The sequence below is a fragment of the Pseudomonas sp. W22_MBD1_FP4 genome (assembly GCF_052113765.1).
Taxonomy (GTDB): Bacteria; Pseudomonadota; Gammaproteobacteria; order Pseudomonadales; family Pseudomonadaceae; genus Aquipseudomonas; species Aquipseudomonas sivasensis.
Genome location: NZ_JBGQOI010000014.1, coordinates 145,297 through 164,338, shown reverse-complemented (window position 1 = coordinate 164,338; position 19,042 = coordinate 145,297). Strand labels below are relative to the sequence as shown.

Here is a 19,042-nt window from a genome sequence, read left to right as displayed (position 1 = left end):
CACTAATTTTGCGAGGGCTTTATGGCTCGTACTACTCCGATTAGCCGCTACCGTAACATCGGTATCGTTGCTCACGTGGATGCTGGTAAAACCACCACCACCGAGCGCGTACTGTTTTACACCGGCAAAAGTCACAAAATGGGCGAGGTGCATGATGGCGCCGCGACCACAGACTGGATGGTTCAGGAGCAGGAGCGTGGTATTACCATTACTTCTGCTGCTATTACCGCCTTCTGGAAAGGTTCTGAGAAGCAGTACAAAGACGAGCATCGCTTCAACGTAATCGATACCCCGGGCCACGTAGACTTCACCATTGAAGTTGAACGTTCCCTGCGCGTACTCGATGGCGCTGTCGTTGTGTTCTGTGGTACTTCGGGTGTTGAGCCTCAGTCGGAAACCGTATGGCGTCAAGCCAACAAATACGGCGTTCCACGTCTTGTTTACGTAAACAAGATGGACCGTGCTGGTGCCAACTTCCTGCGCGTGATCGGTCAGATCAAGCAGCGTCTGGGTCACACTCCGGTGCCAATCCAACTGGCTATCGGTTCCGAGGACAACTTCCAGGGTCAGATCGATCTGATCAACATGGAAGCGGTCTACTGGAATGATTCCGACAAAGGTATGGTTCCTGTTCGTAAGCCTATCCCTGCTGAACTGCAGGAACTGGCTGACGAGTGGCGCAACAACATGGTTGAGGCTGCTGCCGAAGCCAGCGAAGAGCTGATGAACAAGTACCTCGAAGGTGAAGAACTCACCAACGTGGAAATCAAGGCCGCTCTGCGTCAGCGTACTATCGCTGGTGAGATCGTCTTGGCTGTTTGCGGTTCCTCGTTCAAGAACAAGGGTGTTCCCCTGGTTCTCGATGCTGTGATCGACTACCTGCCTGCTCCAACCGACATTCCTGCTATCAAGGGTACCAACCCTGATAACGAGGAAGAGGAAATGGAGCGTCATGCAGACGACAGCGAGCCGTTCTCGGCCCTGGCGTTCAAGATCGCTACCGACCCATTCGTGGGTACCTTGACTTTCGTCCGCGTTTACTCGGGCGTGTTGGCGTCCGGCGACGGTGTGATCAACTCGGTTAAAGGTAAGAAAGAGCGCGTGGGTCGTATGGTGCAAATGCACGCAAACGCCCGTGAAGAGATCAAGGAAGTGCGCGCTGGTGACATCGCGGCCCTGATCGGCATGAAGGATGTCACCACTGGTGAGACTTTGTGCGACGCTGCTAAGCCAATCATCCTGGTTCGCATGGACTTCCCGGAGCCGGTTATTTCGGTTGCCGTAGAGCCTAAGACCAAGGATGACCAGGAAAAAATGGGTATCGCTTTGGGCAAGCTTGCTCAGGAAGATCCATCTTTCCGCGTTAAGACTGATGAAGAGACTGGTCAAACGATCATCTCTGGCATGGGCGAGCTGCACCTGGACATCCTGGTTGACCGGATGCGCCGTGAGTTTAACGTCGAAGCCAACATCGGTAAGCCTCAGGTTTCCTATCGTGAGCGCATCACGAAAAACTGTGAAATCGAAGGCAAGTTCGTTCGTCAGTCCGGCGGTCGTGGTCAGTTCGGTCACTGCTGGATCCGTTTTGCTCCTGCTGACGAAGGTCAGGAAGGTCTGCAATTCGTGAACGAAGTAGTGGGTGGTGTTGTTCCTAAGGAATACATCCCTGCTATCCAGAAGGGTATCGAAGAGCAGATGAAGAACGGTGTTGTTGCCGGCTATCCGCTGATCGGCCTGAAAGCAACCGTTTTTGACGGTTCTTACCACGACGTCGACTCCAACGAGATGGCGTTTAAGGTGGCTGCTTCCATGGCAACCAAGCAACTGGCCCAAAAGGGCGGTGGTGAGTTGCTTGAGCCAATCATGGCGGTAGAAGTTGTTACACCTGAAGACTATATGGGTGATGTCATGGGCGACCTTAACCGTCGTCGCGGCATGATCTTGGGTATGGAAGACACGGTTTCCGGCAAAGTGATTCGCGCCGAGGTTCCGTTGGGTGAGATGTTCGGTTATGCGACCGACGTTCGCTCCATGTCCCAGGGTCGCGCAAGCTACTCTATGGAATTCAAAAAATACAACACAGCTCCGGCGCACATCGCTGAAACTGTATCCAAAAAACAAGGCTGATTCAGTCCTTTAGGCAAGGAGTTAATTGTCGTGGCTAAAGAAAAATTTGATCGTTCCCTACCGCACGTCAACGTTGGCACCATCGGTCACGTTGACCATGGTAAAACCACTCTGACTGCTGCTCTGACTCGCGTTTGCTCCGAAGTGTTCGGTTCCGCAATCGTTGATTTCGATAAAATCGACAGCGCGCCAGAAGAAAAAGCTCGTGGTATCACCATCAACACTGCGCACGTTGAATACAACTCGCTGATCCGTCACTACGCTCACGTTGACTGCCCAGGTCACGCCGACTATGTGAAGAACATGATCACCGGTGCTGCTCAGATGGACGGCGCGATCCTGGTTTGCTCGGCCGCTGATGGTCCGATGCCACAAACCCGTGAGCACATCCTGCTGTCCCGCCAGGTTGGCGTTCCGTACATCGTGGTTTACCTGAACAAGGCTGACCTGGTAGACGACGCTGAGCTGCTGGAACTGGTTGAGATGGAAGTGCGCGATCTGCTGAGCACTTACGACTTCCCAGGTGACGACACTCCGATCATCATCGGTTCTGCTCGTATGGCTCTGGAAGGCAAAGACGACAACGAAATGGGCACCACGTCCGTTCGTAAACTGGTTGAGACTCTGGACAGCTACATCCCAGATCCAGTTCGTGTTATCGACAAGCCGTTCCTGATGCCAATCGAAGACGTATTCTCGATCTCCGGTCGTGGTACTGTTGTGACTGGTCGTATCGAGCGCGGTATCGTTAAGGTTCAAGATCCACTGGAAATCGTTGGTCTGCGTGACACTACCGTCACCACCTGCACCGGTGTTGAAATGTTCCGTAAGCTGCTCGACGAAGGTCGTGCGGGCGAGAACTGCGGCGTTCTGCTGCGTGGTACCAAGCGTGACGACGTTGAGCGTGGCCAGGTTCTGGTTAAGCCGGGTTCGGTTAAGCCGCACACCAAGTTCGAAGCTGAAGTGTACGTGCTGAGCAAAGAAGAAGGCGGTCGTCACACTCCGTTCTTCAAAGGCTACCGTCCACAGTTCTACTTCCGTACTACCGACGTTACTGGTAACTGCGAACTGCCGGAAGGCGTAGAAATGGTAATGCCAGGCGACAACATCAAAATGGTTGTCACCCTGATCAAAACCATCGCTATGGAAGACGGTCTGCGCTTCGCAATCCGTGAAGGCGGCCGTACCGTTGGTGCTGGCGTTGTAGCTAAAATCATCGAGTAATTATCTCTTCTGAGATAGCTCTGATGTTTTGAGGAGGCCCCCGCTTAGCGGGGGCCTTTTTTATTGGGTTGACACCCATCTGGGCCGTCTATAGAATTGCGCCTCCTTTTAACGGGCGTATTGCGCTCGGTGGGAATAGCAGCCGGAGTCTGAAATCCAATGCAAAATCAGCAAATCCGTATCAGGTTGAAGGCTTTTGACCATCGCCTGATCGACCAATCCACCCAGGAAATCGTGGAAACCGCGAAACGTACTGGTGCTCAAGTGCGTGGTCCAATTCCACTGCCTACCCGTAAAGAGCGGTTCACTGTTCTGGTCTCCCCGCACGTCAACAAAGACGCGCGTGACCAGTACGAGATCCGTACTCATAAGCGCGTACTGGACATCGTCCAGCCAACGGATAAAACCGTTGATGCACTTATGAAGCTTGATCTGGCGGCCGGTGTGGAAGTTCAGATCAGCCTCGGCTAAGACTTGGGTCTTAGTCGTGTAACGCTCTGAAATGGGCGGCCATAGCGGGTGAAAGCCCCGTACACTCATGAGGTTTACAACATGACTATTGGTGTAGTCGGTCGTAAATGCGGTATGACCCGTATTTTCACCGAAGAAGGTGTCTCCATTCCGGTTACGGTCATTGAGATCGAACCGAATCGCGTCACCCAGTTCAAAACTGAAGAGACCGATGGCTATCGTGCAGTGCAAGTCACTGTCGGCGAGCGTCGTGCTTCGCGCGTGACTGCTGCTCAAGCAGGTCACTTCGCTAAAGCAAACGTTGCAGCTGGTCGCACTGTTATGGAGTTCCGTCTTGAAGATGGCGACTACCAGGCTGGCGATCTGATCAACGCTGAAATCTTTGCCGCTGGTCAACTGGTTGATGTAACCGGTCAGTCCAAAGGTAAAGGCTTCCAGGGTACGATCAAGCGTTGGAATTTCCGTGGTCAAGATAACACTCACGGTAACTCCGTCTCCCACCGCGTCCCGGGCTCTATTGGCCAGTGCCAGACTCCTGGTCGTGTATTCAAGGGCAAAAAAATGTCCGGTCATATGGGCGCTGAGCGCGTGACCGTGCAGTCCCTCGAAGTAGTGCGCGTCGACGCTGAACGCAATCTGTTGTTGGTCAAGGGTGCTGTTCCTGGCGCTACTGGCGGCAACCTGGTTGTACGTCCAGCGGCCAAGGCTCGCGGTTAAGGGGAAGCTGACATGCAATTAAATGTAAATGACGCTCAAGCGATCGAAGTTTCCGAACTGACATTTGGCGGCGAATTCAACGAGACGCTCGTTCACCAAGCAGTCGTGGCCTACATGGCCGGCGGCCGTCAAGGTAGCAAGCAGCAAAAGACCCGTTCCGACGTTCGTGGTGGCGGTAAGCGCCCATGGCGTCAGAAAGGCACTGGCCGTGCTCGTGCCGGTACTATCCGTAGCCCAATCTGGCGTGGCGGCGGTACCACTTTCGCAGCTCGTCCACAGGATCACACTCAGAAGCTCAACAAGAAGATGTACCGCGCAGCTCTGCGCTCCATCCTTGCTGAACTCGTGCGTACTGATCGTCTGGTCGTGGTTCAGGACTTCGCTGTTGAAAGTCCAAAAACCAAAGATCTGCTGGGCAAACTGAACAACATGAGCCTGACCGATGTTTTGATCGTGTCTGAAGCTGTTGATCAGAACCTGTACCTGGCTGCTCGCAACCTGCCACACGTTGATGTACGTGACGTGCAAGGTTCCGATCCAGTTAGTCTGATCGCATACGACAAGGTGTTGATCACCGTGTCGGCCGTGAAGAAATTCGAGGAGCTGCTGGGATGAACCAGGAACGCGTATTTAAAGTTCTGCTTGGCCCGCACGTTTCCGAAAAGGCTACGGTTCTGGCTGACAAGAAAGGCCAGTTCGTTTTCAAGGTTGCAACTGACGCAACCAAGCTGGAAATCAAGAAGGCCGTCGAAAGCCTGTTCAGCGTGAAAGTAGAGCGTGTTACTACCCTGAATGTTCTGGGTAAGAGCAAGCGCACTGCTCGCGGTCTGGGCAAGCGTAATGACTGGAAGAAGGCAGTTATCTCCCTTCAGCCAGGCCAAGATCTCGATTTCAGCAGCAGTGCTGAGTAAGGAAGGGGTGCATCATGGCAATCGTTAAATGCAAACCGACTTCCCCTGGCCGCCGTTTTGTGGTCAAGGTGGTCAACCAGGAGCTGCATAAAGGCGCTCCTCACGCACCGCTGCTCGAGAAAAAATCGAAGACTGGTGGTCGTAACAACAATGGTCGTATTACCACTCGTCACATCGGTGGTGGCCATAAGCAGCATTATCGTTTGGTCGACTTCCGTCGCAACGACAAAGATGGCATCACTGCCACTGTTGAGCGTATCGAATACGATCCAAACCGTACTGCTCACATCGCTCTGCTGCTGTACGCAGATGGCGAGCGTCGCTACATCATCGCACCTAAAGGTGTGAGGGCTGGCGACCAGCTGATCGCAGGTGCCTTGGCGCCGATCAAGCCGGGCAATGCTCTGCAGCTGCGTAACATTCCAGTTGGTAGCACCGTACACGGCATCGAATTGAAGCCAGGTAAAGGCGCGCAAATCGCTCGTTCCGCTGGTGCTTCGGCTCAGCTGATCGCTCGTGAAGGTGTCTACGTGACCCTGCGTCTGCGTTCTGGTGAGATGCGTAAAGTTCTGGCTGAATGCCGCGCGACCCTAGGTGAAGTCTCGAACTCCGAGCACAGCCTGCGTTCGCTGGGTAAAGCTGGTGCCAAGCGCTGGCGTGGCGTTCGCCCAACCGTTCGTGGTGTTGCCATGAACCCGGTTGACCACCCACACGGTGGTGGTGAAGGTCGTACCTCTGGTGGTCGTCATCCGGTATCGCCATGGGGCTTCCCGACTAAGGGCGCGAAGACTCGTGGTAATAAGCGTACCGACAAAATGATCGTCCGTCGTCGCAAGTAAATAGAGGGATACGACAGTGCCACGTTCTCTGAAAAAAGGTCCTTTTATTGATCTTCACCTACTGAAGAAGATCGAAGTGGCGGCGGAAAAGAACGATCGCAAGCCGGTGAAAACCTGGTCGCGTCGTTCGATGATCCTGCCACAAATGGTCGGTCTGACCATCGCTGTACACAACGGTCGCTTGCACGTCCCAGTTCTCGTGAACGAAGACATGGTCGGCCACAAACTAGGCGAGTTTGCCGGTACCCGCACTTATCGTGGGCACGTGGCAGACAAGAAAGCCAAGCGTTAAGGGGTTAGGAAATGGAAGTAGCCGCTAAGTTGTCGGGCGCTCGAATCTCCGCCCAGAAAGCCCGCTTGGTCGCCGACCAGATCCGCGGGAAGAAGGTGGGCGAAGCGCTCAACCTGTTGGCTTTCAGCAGTAAGAAAGCCGCCGAGATCATGAAGAAAGTGCTGGAGTCGGCCGTAGCCAACGCCGAGCATAACGAAGGCGCAGACGTTGATGACCTGAAGGTCAGCACCGTTTTCGTCAACGAAGGGCGTTCGCTGAAGCGCATCATGCCACGTGCCAAAGGCCGTGCTGATCGCATCGTCAAGCGGTCTTGCCATATCACTGTCAAGGTTGCTGACAAGTAACGGAGTCGAAGAGATGGGTCAGAAAGTACATCCCATTGGCATTCGCCTGGGAATCGTCAAGGAGCACACCTCCGTCTGGTACGCAGACGGTCGGACTTATGCGGACTATTTGTTCGCTGATCTGAAGGTGCGTGAGTATCTCCAAGACAAACTAAAAAGCGCGTCCGTAAGCCGTATCGATATCCATCGTCCGGCACAAACTGCACGTATCACCATCCACACCGCTCGTCCAGGTATCGTTATCGGGAAGAAAGGTGAGGATGTTGAGAAACTGCGTCAGGACCTGACCAAGCAAATGGGTGTGCCTGTGCACATCAATATCGAAGAGATCCGTAAGCCGGAGCTCGACGGTATGCTGGTTGCGCAGAGCGTAGCTCAGCAGCTGGAGCGTCGCGTAATGTTCCGTCGCGCTATGAAGCGCGCCGTACAGAACGCCATGCGCATTGGTGCCAAAGGCATCAAAATCCAAGTGAGCGGTCGTCTCGGCGGTGCTGAAATCGCACGTACTGAATGGTATCGCGAAGGTCGTGTGCCACTGCACACCCTGCGTGCCGACATCGACTATGCCAACTACGAAGCTCACACCACTTATGGTGTGATCGGTGTAAAGGTTTGGATCTTCAAAGGCGAAGTAATTGGTGGTCGCCAAGAAGAACTGAAACCACAAGCACCAGCGCCTCGTAAAAAAGCTGCTAAGTAAGGGGTACGCCAAATGTTGCAACCAAAGCGTACGAAGTTCCGCAAGCAGATGACAGGCCACAACCGTGGTCTGGCTCAGCGCGGTAGCAAAGTCAGCTTCGGCGAGTTCGCGCTGAAGTCTGTAGCTCGTGGTCGTCTCACCGCTCGTCAGATCGAGTCAGCGCGTCGTGCACTGACCCGTCACGTTAAACGTGGCGGCAAGATCTGGATCCGTGTATTCCCGGACAAGCCGATCTCCAAAAAGCCCCTCGAAGTTCGGATGGGTAAAGGTAAGGGTAACGTGGAATACTGGGTAGCCCAGATTCAGCCAGGCAAAGTCCTGTATGAAATCGAGGGTGTAACTGAAGAGCTGGCGCGTGAGGCTTTTGCCCTGGCTGCTGCAAAGCTGCCGCTCGCCACCGCCTTTGTTAAACGGACGGTGATGTGATGAAAGCGAATGAACTTCGTGAAAAATCCGCACAGCAGCTGAACGAGCAACTGCTCGGCCTGCTGCGCGACCAGTTCAATCTGCGTATGCAGAAAGCAACTGGCCAGTTGGGGCAGTCTCATCTGCTCTCGCAAGTTAAGCGTGACATTGCTCGCGTGAAGACTGTGCTCAACCAGCAGGCAGGTAAGTGATCATGGCTGAAGCCGAAAAGACTGTCCGTACGCTGACTGGCCGTGTTGTCAGCGACAAGATGGACAAAACCATCACCGTTTTGATCGAGCGTCGCGTTAAGCACCCGATCTACGGTAAATATGTTAAGCGTTCGACTAAGCTGCACGCGCACGACGAAACCAATCAGTGCCACATCGGCGACAAGGTCACTATTCGTGAAACTCGTCCGCTGGCCAAGACCAAGTCTTGGGCGCTGGTTGATGTTCTCGAACGCGCTGTGGAAGTCTAAGGACTAGGGGTCGGAGAAATTATATGATTCAGACTCAATCCATGCTCGATGTGGCCGATAACAGCGGCGCTCGCCGTGTTATGTGCATCAAGGTGCTGGGTGGCTCCCATCGTCGTTACGCTGGTATCGGTGACATCATCAAAGTTACCGTGAAGGAAGCAATTCCTCGCGGTAAGGTGAAAAAAGGCCAAGTGATGACTGCTGTTGTAGTCCGCACTCGTCACGGTGTACGCCGTGCAGACGGCTCTATTATCCGCTTTGATGGCAACGCTGCTGTTCTTCTGAACAACAAGCAAGAGCCGATCGGCACCCGTATCTTTGGGCCAGTGACGCGTGAACTTCGTACTGAGAAGTTCATGAAGATCGTCTCGCTCGCCCCAGAAGTGCTGTAAGGAGATCCGACATGCAAAAGATTCGTCGTGACGACGAGATCATCGTGATCGCCGGCAAAGACAAAGGTAAGCGCGGTAAGGTTCTTAAGGTTCTCGCTAATAACCGTCTGGTTATTGGTGGTCTGAACCTGGTTAAGCGCCATACCAAGCCTAACCCTATGTCGGGCGTGCAGGGCGGTATCGTCGAAAAAGAAGCTCCTCTGGACGCTTCTAACGTCGCCATTTTCAACGGCGAAACCAACAAGGCTGACCGCGTTGGTTTTAAAGTAGAAGATGGCAAGAAAATTCGTGTCTTCAAGTCGACCCAAAAAGCGGTTGATGCTTGAACACTGCTAGGTAGAAGACCATGGCACGACTAAAAGAGATTTACTGGAAAGAAATCGCACCGAAGCTTAAGGAAGAACTTAAGCTCTCGAACGTGATGGAAGTTCCACGCGTTACCAAAATCACCCTGAACATGGGTTTGGGCGAAGCGGTCGGTGACAAAAAAGTCATCGAGCACGCTGTTGCTGACCTGGAAAAGATCACCGGTCAAAAAGTCGTTGTGACTTACGCTCGGAAATCCATCGCTGGCTTTAAAGTCCGTGAAGGTTGGCCGATCGGCGTCAAAGTGACTCTGCGCCGTGAGCGTATGTACGAATTCCTGGATCGTCTGCTGTCGATCTCCCTGCCTCGGGTTCGCGACTTCCGCGGCCTGAATGCCAAGTCCTTCGATGGTCGTGGTAACTACAGCATGGGCGTGAAAGAGCAGATCATCTTCCCGGAAATCGACTATGACAAGATCGATGCTCTCCGCGGTCTGGACATCACCCTGACCACCACTGCCAAGAACGATGATGAAGGTCGCGCTCTGTTGCGTGCTTTCAAATTCCCGTTCCGCAACTGATTGGAGTAGGACCATGGCCAAGATGAGCATGAAAAACCGCGAGCTGAAGCGTCAGCTCACGGTTGCCAAGTACGCCAAGAAGCGTGCAGCACTGAAAGCAATCATCGTTGATCTGAACGCAAGTCCAGAAGCGCGTTGGGAAGCTACAGTTGCTTTGCAGAAGCAGCCACGTGACGCAAGCGCTTCGCGCATGCGTAACCGCTGCCGCCTGACCGGTCGTCCACACGGCGTTTACCGCAAGTTCGGCCTCGGCCGTAACAAACTGCGTGAAGCGGCAATGCGTGGTGACGTACCAGGTCTGGTTAAAGCTAGCTGGTAAGTACTTTCAGCGTCTAGGGGGTCTGCATCGCAAGATACTGACCGCCGGTGACCTTGAATCTGGAACAAGCCCCTTTTGGGGCTTGTTTCATTTTCGGAGTGTGTCTAAAATACGCGGCTCGCCTGAGCCCGTGTTTTTTACGCTCGGAGATTCTCGGCGACATATGTAGCCGCAAGGCTAATTTTTTTGTATTAGGAGCGTCTAGCCCATGAGTATGCAGGACCCGTTAGCGGACATGCTAACTCGTATCCGTAATGCCCAGATGGCTGAAAAGTCCGTCGTAAGCATGCCATCTTCCAAGTTGAAGGTAGCTGTTGCCAAAGTCCTGAAAGACGAAGGCTACATTGCGGGTTATCAGATCAGCAGCGAAACCAAGCCACTGCTGTCCATCGAGCTGAAGTACTTCGAGGGCCGTTCGGTCATCGAGGAAGTGAAGCGCGTTAGCCGTCCAGGCCTGCGTCAGTACAAGTCCGCTGAAGATCTGCCGAAAGTTCGTGGCGGTCTTGGCGTGTCTATCGTCTCCACCAACAAAGGTGTGATGACGGATCGTGCTGCGCGCGCTGCCGGTGTCGGCGGCGAAGTTCTTTGCACTGTGTTCTAAGGGGGGATAAGCATGTCTCGCGTCGCTAAGAACCCCGTTAAGCTGCCAGCCGGTGTCGAAGTCAAATTCGCAGGCCAACAGCTTTCGGTGAAGGGTGCCAAGGGCACTCTTGAACTGAACATCCATTCGTCCGTTGAGATCGTTGAAGAAGCTGGTGAGCTGCGTTTCGCTGCTCGCAATGGCGATCAACAAACTCGCGCAATGGCCGGTACCACGCGTGCGTTGGTAAACAACATGGTCCAAGGCGTAAGCCAAGGCTTCGAGCGCAAGCTCCAGCTGGTCGGTGTTGGTTACAAAGCGCAAGCAAAAGGCACGGTTTTGAACCTTGCCCTTGGCTTCTCGCACCCAGTGGATTACGAACTGCCGGAAGGCATCACCGCTGAGACCCCTAGCCAAACCGATATCCTGATCAAGGGTATTGATAAGCAGCTGGTAGGTCAGGTGGCCGCTGAGATCCGCGACTTCCGTCCACCAGAGCCTTACAAAGGCAAAGGTGTGCGCTACGCGGACGAAGTCGTCCGTCGTAAAGAAGCCAAGAAGAAGTAGGGCATAGCAAATGACCGACAAAAAAGTTACTCGACTGCGTCGCGCTCGCAAAGCACGCCTGAAAATGCACGAACTCGAAGTCGTGCGTCTCTGCGTGTACCGCTCGTCGCAGCACATCTACGCCCAGGTCATCTCGGCCGACGGCAACCAAGTCCTGGCAAGCGCCTCGACTTTGGATAAAGAACTGCGTGATGGTGCCACTGGCAACATCGACGCGGCCACTAAGGTTGGCCAGCTGGTCGCTACGCGTGCTAAGGCCGCGGGCGTCTCGCAAGTGGCTTTCGACCGCTCTGGCTTCAAGTACCACGGCCGCGTGAAAGCGCTGGCTGATGCTGCTCGTGAAGCTGGGCTGGAGTTCTAAGTTATGTCAAATAACGACCAAAAGCGCGACGAAGGCTACATTGAGAAGCTGGTTCAAGTTAACCGCGTAGCTAAAACCGTTAAAGGCGGCCGTATCTTCACTTTCACTGCGTTGACCGTGGTAGGTGATGGTAAAGGGCGCGTTGGCTTCGGCCGTGGCAAGTCACGTGAAGTGCCTGCTGCGATCCAGAAGGCAATGGAAGCTGCTCGTCGCAACATGATCCAAGTTGATTTGAACGGTACCACTCTGCAGTACGCAATGAAGTCCGCCCATGGCGCTTCAAAGGTGTACATGCAGCCTGCCTCTGAAGGTACCGGTATCATCGCTGGCGGCGCTATGCGTGCTGTCCTCGAAGTTGCTGGTGTTCAGAACGTTCTGGCCAAGTGCTACGGCTCGACTAACCCTGTAAACGTGGTTCACGCCACTTTTAAAGGTTTGAAAGCCATGCAATCTCCTGAGTCCATCGCTGCTAAGCGTGGTCTGACTGTCAAGGAGATCTTCTGATCATGGCTACCGTTAAAGTAACGCTGATCAAAAGCATGACCGGCCGCATTCCTAACCACAAACTGTGTGTTAAAGGTTTGGGTCTGCGTCGCATCGGTCACACTGTAGAAGTCCAGGATACTCCCGAGAATCGCGGGATGATCAATAAGGCTTACTACATGCTGCGTGTAGAGGGTTAATCGATGAAACTCAATGATCTGAGTCCAGCGCCGGGTTCCCGTCGCGAAAAGCATCGTCCGGGCCGTGGTATCGGTAGCGGTTTGGGTAAGACTGGTGGCCGTGGTCACAAAGGTCAAACCTCCCGCTCCGGTGGCACCATTGCTCCAGGCTTTGAAGGCGGTCAACAGCCGCTGCATCGTCGCCTGCCTAAGTTCGGTTTCGTATCCCTGAAAGCTATGGATCGCGCAGAAGTGCGTCTGTCCGAGCTGGCTAAAGTGGAAGGCGACATCGTTACTGTGCAGACCCTGAAAGATGCCAACGTGATCAACGTCAACGTACAGCGTGTGAAAATCATGCTGTCCGGTGAAGTGACTCGCGCTGTCACTATCGGCAAGGGAATCGGCGCCACCAAAGGTGCGCGTTCGGCTATCGAAGCAGCTGGCGGCAAGTTCGAGGAATAAATGGCTAAGCAAGGTGCTCTCTCAGCGCTCGGCAAAGGCGGTATGTCTGAACTTTGGGCTCGTCTGCGTTTTCTGTTCCTGGCGATTATCGTCTACCGAATAGGCGCACACATCCCGGTTCCAGGTATCAACCCGGACCGACTCGCAGACCTGTTTCGACAGAATGAGGGGACCATTCTTAGCTTGTTCAATATGTTTTCCGGCGGCGCGCTGGAACGGATGAGCATCTTTGCACTGGGGATCATGCCGTATATCTCGGCATCGATCATCATGCAGTTGATGACTGCCGTCAGCCCGCAGCTGGAGCAGTTGAAGAAGGAAGGTGAAGCTGGCCGTCGCAAGATTAGCCAGTACACCCGCTACGGCACTGTTGCCCTCGCTCTGGTTCAGGCTATCGGCATGTCCGTTGGCCTGGCTGGGCAGGGCGTTGCGTTCACTGGTGACTTTGGCTTCCATTTCGTCGCGGTATCCACTTTTGTGGCTGGTGCGATGTTCATGATGTGGCTGGGTGAGCAGATTACTGAGCGCGGTGTTGGTAACGGTATCTCGATGTTGATTTTCGCAGGTATCGTCGCCGGTCTTCCGAGAGCGATTGGGCAGTCTTTCGAGTCTGCACGTCAGGGTGATATCAATATCTTCGCCCTAGTTGCTATCGGTTTGCTGGCAGTAGCGATTATCGGTTTTGTGGTGTTCATAGAGCGTGGCCAGCGTCGTATTGCTGTTCACTACGCCAAGCGTCAGCAGGGCCGTAAGGTCTTTGCTGCGCAGACTAGCCACTTGCCGCTGAAAGTGAATATGGCCGGTGTTATTCCGGCAATTTTCGCGAGCAGCATTTTGCTGTTTCCGGCTTCGTTGGGTACCTGGTTTGGCCAGTCTGAAAATATGGGCTGGCTGCAGGACCTCTCTCAGTCGATCGCTCCTGGTCAGCCGTTGAATATTCTGCTGTTTAGTGCAGGGATTATTTTCTTCTGCTTCTTCTATACGGCGTTGATGTTCAATCCGAAAGACGTAGCGGAAAACCTGAAGAAGTCCGGTGCCTTTATTCCGGGTATCCGTCCAGGTGAGCAGTCTGCGCGCTACATTGATGGCGTTCTGACTCGTTTGACCCTGTTCGGTGCTCTATATATGACGGCCGTCTGCCTGTTGCCCCAGTTTCTTGTGGTTGCAGCAAACGTTCCGTTCTACCTTGGCGGGACCTCGTTGCTGATCGTGGTCGTGGTTGTGATGGACTTCATGTCCCAAGTACAATCGCACCTCGTTTCGCACCAGTACGAATCCCTGATGAAGAAAGCCAACCTGAAGGGTTACGGCAGCGGCATGTTGCGCTGAGTACCCATAAGGTTCGAGGAGTTGGTGATGAAAGTTCGTGCATCGGTGAAAAAGCTGTGCCGTAACTGCAAGATTATTCGCCGCGAAGGTGTTGTTCGAGTAATTTGCAGCGCGGAACCGCGTCACAAACAGCGCCAAGGCTGAGTGTGATCCGCTTGAAGCCCGGCAGCTAGTGCGCTGCCGGGTTGATTATTTGTTATTACAGCGATATTATCTCGCGCCCTATTTCTTGGCTTCCGGGGCGTAGGTAGCTGTCAATTGGAGTCCCACTGAATGGCCCGTATTGCAGGCGTTAACATTCCAGATAACAAGCACACTGTTATCTCGCTGACCTACATCTATGGTGTTGGTCGCACTACTGCGCAGAAAATTTGCGCAGACACTGGGGTAAACCCAGCCGCTAAGATCAAGGATCTGAGCGACGAGCAGATTGAGCTGTTGCGTGGCGAAGTGGCGAAGTTCACCACTGAAGGTGACCTGCGTCGCGAAATCAACATGAAAATCAAGCGTTTGATGGACCTCGGTTGCTACCGTGGTCTGCGTCATCGTCGTGGTCTTCCAGTACGCGGTCAGCGTACCAAGACTAACGCGCGTACCCGTAAAGGTCCGCGTAAGCCGATCCGCAAGTAATCGCCCACGCGAATCGACAGGAAATTAATCATGGCAAAACCTGCTGCTCGTCCTCGTAAAAAAGTTAAAAAGACAGTGGTTGATGGCATCGCCCACATCCATGCATCTTTTAACAACACAATCGTGACCATCACCGACCGTCAAGGTAACGCGCTTTCTTGGGCTACCTCCGGTGGTTCGGGTTTCCGCGGTTCCCGCAAGTCCACCCCGTTTGCTGCTCAAGTAGCTGCTGAACGTGCTGGTCAAGCTGCGCTGGAATATGGCCTGAAAAACCTCGACGTTAACGTCAAAGGTCCAGGTCCAGGTCGTGAGTCTGCTGTCCGTGCTTTGAACGGCTGTGGCTATAAGATCGCCAGCATCACCGACGTGACGCCAATCCCGCACAACGGGTGCCGTCCGCCGAAGAAGCGCCGCGTGTAATCCAGGAGATTGTAAAGAATGGCTCGTTACATTGGTCCAAAATGCAAACTCGCTCGTCGCGAAGGCACCGATCTCTTCCTGAAGAGCGGCGTGCGCGCGATCGAATCGAAGTGCAACATTGAAGCAGCACCTGGTATCCACGGCCAACGCCGCGGTCGCCAGTCCGATTACGGCACCCAACTGCGTGAAAAGCAGAAGGTTCGTCGTATCTACGGCGTTCTCGAGCGTCAGTTCAGCGGCTACTACAAAGAAGCTGCTGGCAAGAAAGGTGCAACTGGTGAAAACCTGCTGCAACTGCTCGAATGCCGTCTGGACAACGTTGTATACCGTATGGGCTTTGGTTCGACTCGTGCCGAATCCCGTCAGCTGGTATCGCACAAGTCGATCAGCGTTAACGGTCAGACCGTAAACGTTCCGTCTTATCAGGTTCGTGCTGGTGACGTGGTCGCAGTTCGCGAGAAAGCAAAAAACCAACTTCGCATTGTCCAAGCTCTCGATCTGTGTGCCCAACGTGGCCGCGTAGAATGGGTAGAAGTAGACACTGAGAAGAAGTCGGGCGTTTTCAAGAACGTTCCTGCTCGCAGTGATCTGTCCGCCGACATCAACGAAAGCCTGATTGTCGAGCTCTACTCCAAGTAAGGGCTAGAAAATAGGTGCATCCATGCAGATTTCGGTAAATGAGTTCCTGACACCCCGCCACATTGATGTGCAGGTTGTCAGTCCAACCCGCGCCAAGATCACACTCGAGCCTCTCGAGCGTGGTTTTGGCCACACCCTGGGCAACGCGCTGCGCCGCATCCTGTTGTCCTCAATGCCCGGCTGTGCAGTAGTCGAGGCCGAGATTGACGGTGTGCTCCACGAGTACAGCGCCATCGAAGGTGTACAGGAAGACGTAATTGAAATCCTGTTGAACCTTAAAGGTCTGGCTATCAAGCTGCACGGCCGTGACGAAGTTACGCTGACCTTGTCGAAGAAGGGTTCGGGGGTGGTTACCGCTGCCGATATTCAGCTGGATCATGATGTCGAGATCGTTAATCCCGATCACGTAATCGCTAACCTGGCGTCTAACGGCGCCCTGAACATGAAGCTCACTGTAGCTCGTGGTCGTGGTTATGAACCGGCCGACTCGCGTCAGAGCGATGAAGACGAAAGCCGCAGCATTGGTCGCTTGCAGCTCGACTCTTCGTTCAGCCCGGTTCGCCGTATCGCATACGTGGTGGAAAACGCCCGTGTCGAACAGCGTACTAACCTGGACAAGCTGGTTATTGATCTGGAAACCAACGGTACTCTGGATCCTGAAGAGGCTATCCGCCGCGCTGCAACCATTCTGCAACAGCAGTTGGCTGCGTTCGTCGACCTCAAAGGTGACAGCGAACCAGTGGTAATCGAGCAGGAAGACGAGATCGATCCGATCCTGCTTCGCCCGGTTGACGATCTGGAACTGACTGTACGTTCGGCTAACTGCCTTAAGGCGGAAAACATTTACTACATCGGCGACCTGATTCAGCGTACCGAAGTAGAACTGTTGAAGACTCCGAACCTGGGCAAGAAATCCTTGACTGAAATCAAGGACGTTCTGGCCTCCCGCGGTCTGTCCCTCGGCATGCGCCTCGACAACTGGCCGCCTGCAAGTCTTAAGAAGGACGACAAGGCGACTGCCTGATCGTCGTAATCACCGAACGTGAGTTTGGTAAGGAATGAACCATGCGTCATCGTAAAAGTGGTCGTCACCTGAGCCGTACCAGCTCGCACCGCAAGGCCATGTTTCAAAACATGGCGGTGTCGCTGTTCGAGCACGAGCTGATCAAAACTACACTGCCGAAAGCTAAAGAACTGCGTCGCGTTGCTGAGCCGCTGATTACTTTGGCTAAGACAGACAGCCTGGCTAACCGCCGTCTGGCTTTCGACCGTACTCGTTCGAAAGCTATCGTTGGTAAGCTCTTCAACGACCTGGGCAAGCGTTACGCTACCCGTGAGGGTGGCTACCTGCGCATCCTCAAGTGCGGTTTCCGCGCTGGTGACAACGCGCCTATGGCGTACGTTGAGTTGGTTGATCGTGCTACTGCCGGCGAAGCTGTAAGCGCCGAGTAAGACGACAAGCTGTAACAAAGAACCGGGCCTAGTGCCCGGTTTTTTGTGCGCGTAACGAAAGCGCGATTTGTACAAGTTTTCGGGGTAGGGGCTTGGCACTATGCGGTTGAGGTTGTTGGTAGTAATTTTCTATTGATGCGTGAAATTTAATGAATTTGTACGTGTCATGTTGCTGATCAATAATCCTCCCAAGCCGATTAGCCGGCAGTTCTAAGTCCGACCTGAGGAAAATTGAGCATGAGCCAGAATAAAATCCTTACTACCGCCAGCGGTGCTCCCGTTGCAGATAACCAGAATTCCCGTTCTGCTGGCCCGCGTGGCCCGCTGTTGCTCGACGATTTCCATCTGATCGAGAAGCTCGCTCACTTCAACCGTGAAAACATTCCTGAGCGCCGCGTACACGCCAAAGGGTCGGGTGCCTACGGAACGTTTACAGTCACCCAAGACATCACTCAGTACACAAGCGCCAAGCTGTTTGAATCTGTGGGTAAGCAGACCCCGACCTTCCTGCGCTTCTCAACTGTGGGCGGTGAGCGTGGTTCTGCTGATACTGAGCGCGACCCACGTGGTTTTGCCTTGAAGTTCTACACTGAGGAAGGCAACTGGGACATCGTGGGGAACAACACTCCGGTGTTCTTCATTCGCGACCCGCTGAAATTCCCTGACTTCATTCACACTCAGAAGCGTCTGCCGCAAAGCAATCTCAAAAGCGCACAGATGATGTGGGACTTTTGGTCGCACTCCCCTGAGGCGCTGCACCAAGTGACCATCTTGTTTTCGGACCGTGGCATTCCAGACGGCTACCGTCACATGCACGGCTTTGGCAGCCACACTTACAGCCTGATCAATGCTAATGGTGAGCGTCACTGGGTGAAATGGCACTACAAAACCAAGCAGGGGATCAAGAATCTGGCTCCAGCCGATGCTGCACGCTTGGCCGGTACCGACCCCGATTACGCCCAGCGTGATCTCTTCGGTGCGATCGAGCGCGGTGATTTCCCGAAATGGCGCGTCTGCATCCAGATCATGACTGAAGCCCAGGCTAACGCTCACTACGAGAATCCTTTCGACGTGACCAAAACCTGGTCGCAGAAGGAATTTCCGTTGATCGAAGTTGGTGAGCTTGAGCTCAATCGCAACCCGCAAAACTACTTTGCTGAAGTTGAGCAGGCAGCATTCGGCCCGAGCAATATGGTCCCAGGTGTTGGCCTGTCCCCAGACCGCATGCTGCAAGGTCGGGTTTTTGCCTACGCTGATGCCCACCGCTACCGTGTTGGCACCAATCACCAGCAGTTGCCGGTAAATGCGCCGCGCAACCCGGTAAATAGCTACCAGCGTGACGGGTCGATGGCTTTCGGCAGCAACGGTGGTGCCGCCCCTAACTACGAGCCAAACAGCTACGCCGATGCACCTAAGCAAGCTCCGCAGTACGCCGAGCCAGCCTTGGCCCTGAGCGGTGCCGCTGATCGTTACGATCATCGGGAAGACACTGACTACTACAGCCACGCCGGGGCGCTGTTCCGCCTGATGAACGATGATCAGAAAGCCCTGCTCACCAATAACATCGCGGGTGCAATGGCTGGGGTTTCCAATGATGTGGTTCAGCGTCAATTGGCGCACTTCTACAAAGCGGACCCTGCATATGGAGAAGCAATCGCAAAGGCATTGGGTGTATCGCTTAACTGACTCTAAACGATAAGCAGAACCGCCCTCATTTGGGCGGTTTTTGCGTTATTTCCGCTACTTTTCTCCGGAAATCTTCACTTTTATGCCGTTAGTCCCGTGACCTCCGAGTCATCATGGTTCAAACTACAGACTTTCAAGCAGGGAGA

The 19,042-nt window shown here is 54.0% G+C and carries 31 protein-coding genes; all 31 read left to right on the top strand.

The window, feature by feature from the left end:
* Window positions 1-21 precede the first annotated feature (21 nt).
* The 31 genes from fusA to ACEN2T_RS18970 all read left to right on the top strand — a co-directional run bounded on the left by fusA (window position 22) and on the right by ACEN2T_RS18970 (window position 18,896).
* On the top strand, window positions 22-2,127 hold the full coding sequence (gene fusA, locus ACEN2T_RS19120; protein ID WP_010206921.1) for an elongation factor G: 2,106 nt from the start codon (window positions 22-24) through the stop codon (window positions 2,125-2,127).
* A 30-nt stretch (window positions 2,128-2,157) separates the two neighbouring features.
* Window positions 2,158-3,351 (top strand): elongation factor Tu, encoded by a 1,194-nt coding sequence (gene tuf / locus ACEN2T_RS19115; protein WP_003176426.1) that lies wholly within the window; start codon window positions 2,158-2,160, stop codon window positions 3,349-3,351.
* A gap of 159 nt (window positions 3,352-3,510) precedes the next feature.
* A complete protein-coding gene (gene rpsJ, locus ACEN2T_RS19110) occupies window positions 3,511-3,822 on the top strand; it encodes a 30S ribosomal protein S10 (protein WP_003186070.1) in 312 nt (103 codons plus the stop codon).
* Window positions 3,823-3,903: 81 nt separating this feature from the next.
* On the top strand, window positions 3,904-4,539 hold the full coding sequence (gene rplC, locus ACEN2T_RS19105; protein ID WP_003194649.1) for a 50S ribosomal protein L3: 636 nt from the start codon (window positions 3,904-3,906) through the stop codon (window positions 4,537-4,539).
* 12 nt (window positions 4,540-4,551) lie between these two features.
* The gene (gene rplD / locus ACEN2T_RS19100) at window positions 4,552-5,154 is read left to right on the top strand and encodes a 50S ribosomal protein L4 (RefSeq protein WP_017135963.1); all 603 of its coding nucleotides are present in this window, start codon (window positions 4,552-4,554) and stop codon (window positions 5,152-5,154) included.
* Complete coding sequence (gene rplW / locus ACEN2T_RS19095) at window positions 5,151-5,450, top strand: 50S ribosomal protein L23 (RefSeq protein WP_002555488.1); 300 nt, start codon at window positions 5,151-5,153, stop codon at window positions 5,448-5,450. The genes rplD and rplW overlap by 4 nt, the downstream gene beginning before the upstream one ends.
* A 14-nt stretch (window positions 5,451-5,464) precedes the next feature.
* Complete coding sequence (gene rplB, locus ACEN2T_RS19090; protein ID WP_442117314.1) at window positions 5,465-6,289, top strand: 50S ribosomal protein L2; 825 nt, start codon at window positions 5,465-5,467, stop codon at window positions 6,287-6,289.
* 16 nt (window positions 6,290-6,305) lie between these two features.
* Window positions 6,306-6,581 carry a 30S ribosomal protein S19 gene (gene rpsS, locus ACEN2T_RS19085; RefSeq protein WP_003232420.1) on the top strand — a complete coding sequence of 92 codons (276 nt, stop codon included), beginning with the start codon at window positions 6,306-6,308 and terminating at the stop codon, window positions 6,579-6,581.
* A gap of 11 nt (window positions 6,582-6,592) precedes the next feature.
* Complete coding sequence (gene rplV / locus ACEN2T_RS19080) at window positions 6,593-6,925, top strand: 50S ribosomal protein L22 (protein WP_003103908.1); 333 nt, start codon at window positions 6,593-6,595, stop codon at window positions 6,923-6,925.
* Window positions 6,926-6,938: 13 nt separating this feature from the next.
* Complete coding sequence (gene rpsC / locus ACEN2T_RS19075) at window positions 6,939-7,625, top strand: 30S ribosomal protein S3 (RefSeq protein WP_003176422.1); 687 nt, start codon at window positions 6,939-6,941, stop codon at window positions 7,623-7,625.
* A 12-nt stretch (window positions 7,626-7,637) separates the two neighbouring features.
* Window positions 7,638-8,051, top strand: a complete 414-nt coding sequence (gene rplP, locus ACEN2T_RS19070) for a 50S ribosomal protein L16 (protein ID WP_003232424.1) — start codon at window positions 7,638-7,640, stop codon at window positions 8,049-8,051.
* Window positions 8,051-8,242 (top strand): 50S ribosomal protein L29, encoded by a 192-nt coding sequence (rpmC, locus tag ACEN2T_RS19065; protein WP_002555481.1) that lies wholly within the window; start codon window positions 8,051-8,053, stop codon window positions 8,240-8,242. Before rplP ends, rpmC begins: the two co-directional genes overlap by 1 nt.
* Before the next feature lie 2 nt (window positions 8,243-8,244).
* The gene (gene rpsQ / locus ACEN2T_RS19060) at window positions 8,245-8,511 is read left to right on the top strand and encodes a 30S ribosomal protein S17 (RefSeq protein ID WP_003176419.1); all 267 of its coding nucleotides are present in this window, start codon (window positions 8,245-8,247) and stop codon (window positions 8,509-8,511) included.
* Window positions 8,512-8,534: 23 nt separating this feature from the next.
* Entirely contained in the window at window positions 8,535-8,903 is a 369-nt protein-coding gene (gene rplN, locus ACEN2T_RS19055; RefSeq protein ID WP_002555479.1) for a 50S ribosomal protein L14, read from the top strand.
* An 11-nt stretch (window positions 8,904-8,914) separates the two neighbouring features.
* Complete coding sequence (rplX, locus tag ACEN2T_RS19050; protein WP_003176416.1) at window positions 8,915-9,229, top strand: 50S ribosomal protein L24; 315 nt, start codon at window positions 8,915-8,917, stop codon at window positions 9,227-9,229.
* Between the two features lie 20 nt (window positions 9,230-9,249).
* Window positions 9,250-9,789, top strand: coding sequence for a 50S ribosomal protein L5 (rplE, locus tag ACEN2T_RS19045; RefSeq protein ID WP_003176415.1), 540 nt, complete (start codon window positions 9,250-9,252; stop codon window positions 9,787-9,789).
* 13 nt (window positions 9,790-9,802) lie between these two features.
* The gene (rpsN, locus tag ACEN2T_RS19040; RefSeq protein WP_003176414.1) at window positions 9,803-10,108 is read left to right on the top strand and encodes a 30S ribosomal protein S14; all 306 of its coding nucleotides are present in this window, start codon (window positions 9,803-9,805) and stop codon (window positions 10,106-10,108) included.
* 208 nt (window positions 10,109-10,316) lie between these two features.
* Window positions 10,317-10,709, top strand: a complete 393-nt coding sequence (gene rpsH / locus ACEN2T_RS19035; RefSeq protein ID WP_010566853.1) for a 30S ribosomal protein S8 — start codon at window positions 10,317-10,319, stop codon at window positions 10,707-10,709.
* Window positions 10,710-10,721: 12 nt separating this feature from the next.
* Window positions 10,722-11,255: a 50S ribosomal protein L6 gene (gene rplF / locus ACEN2T_RS19030; RefSeq protein WP_003176412.1), complete on the top strand. Its 534-nt coding sequence runs from the start codon at window positions 10,722-10,724 to the stop codon at window positions 11,253-11,255.
* Between the two features lie 10 nt (window positions 11,256-11,265).
* Window positions 11,266-11,616, top strand: a complete 351-nt coding sequence (gene rplR / locus ACEN2T_RS19025) for a 50S ribosomal protein L18 (RefSeq protein ID WP_003176410.1) — start codon at window positions 11,266-11,268, stop codon at window positions 11,614-11,616.
* 3 nt (window positions 11,617-11,619) lie between these two features.
* Entirely contained in the window at window positions 11,620-12,120 is a 501-nt protein-coding gene (rpsE, locus tag ACEN2T_RS19020; RefSeq protein WP_003176409.1) for a 30S ribosomal protein S5, read from the top strand.
* A gap of 2 nt (window positions 12,121-12,122) precedes the next feature.
* A complete protein-coding gene (gene rpmD / locus ACEN2T_RS19015; RefSeq protein ID WP_003176408.1) occupies window positions 12,123-12,299 on the top strand; it encodes a 50S ribosomal protein L30 in 177 nt (58 codons plus the stop codon).
* A 3-nt stretch (window positions 12,300-12,302) separates the two neighbouring features.
* Entirely contained in the window at window positions 12,303-12,740 is a 438-nt protein-coding gene (rplO, locus tag ACEN2T_RS19010; protein ID WP_003176407.1) for a 50S ribosomal protein L15, read from the top strand.
* Entirely contained in the window at window positions 12,741-14,069 is a 1,329-nt protein-coding gene (gene secY, locus ACEN2T_RS19005; RefSeq protein WP_017736663.1) for a preprotein translocase subunit SecY, read from the top strand.
* 27 nt (window positions 14,070-14,096) lie between these two features.
* Window positions 14,097-14,213 carry a 50S ribosomal protein L36 gene (rpmJ, locus tag ACEN2T_RS19000; protein ID WP_002555468.1) on the top strand — a complete coding sequence of 39 codons (117 nt, stop codon included), beginning with the start codon at window positions 14,097-14,099 and terminating at the stop codon, window positions 14,211-14,213.
* 129 nt (window positions 14,214-14,342) lie between these two features.
* Window positions 14,343-14,699, top strand: coding sequence for a 30S ribosomal protein S13 (gene rpsM / locus ACEN2T_RS18995; RefSeq protein ID WP_003210063.1), 357 nt, complete (start codon window positions 14,343-14,345; stop codon window positions 14,697-14,699).
* 30 nt (window positions 14,700-14,729) lie between these two features.
* Complete coding sequence (gene rpsK / locus ACEN2T_RS18990) at window positions 14,730-15,119, top strand: 30S ribosomal protein S11 (RefSeq protein ID WP_002555466.1); 390 nt, start codon at window positions 14,730-14,732, stop codon at window positions 15,117-15,119.
* Between the two features lie 18 nt (window positions 15,120-15,137).
* A complete protein-coding gene (gene rpsD / locus ACEN2T_RS18985) occupies window positions 15,138-15,758 on the top strand; it encodes a 30S ribosomal protein S4 (RefSeq protein WP_003176404.1) in 621 nt (206 codons plus the stop codon).
* Between the two features lie 22 nt (window positions 15,759-15,780).
* On the top strand, window positions 15,781-16,782 hold the full coding sequence (locus ACEN2T_RS18980) for a DNA-directed RNA polymerase subunit alpha (protein WP_003176403.1): 1,002 nt from the start codon (window positions 15,781-15,783) through the stop codon (window positions 16,780-16,782).
* A gap of 41 nt (window positions 16,783-16,823) precedes the next feature.
* The gene (gene rplQ / locus ACEN2T_RS18975) at window positions 16,824-17,210 is read left to right on the top strand and encodes a 50S ribosomal protein L17 (RefSeq protein ID WP_003176402.1); all 387 of its coding nucleotides are present in this window, start codon (window positions 16,824-16,826) and stop codon (window positions 17,208-17,210) included.
* A 237-nt stretch (window positions 17,211-17,447) separates the two neighbouring features.
* Window positions 17,448-18,896 carry a catalase gene (locus ACEN2T_RS18970; protein WP_442117313.1) on the top strand — a complete coding sequence of 483 codons (1,449 nt, stop codon included), beginning with the start codon at window positions 17,448-17,450 and terminating at the stop codon, window positions 18,894-18,896.
* Window positions 18,897-19,042: the final 146 nt, after the last annotated feature.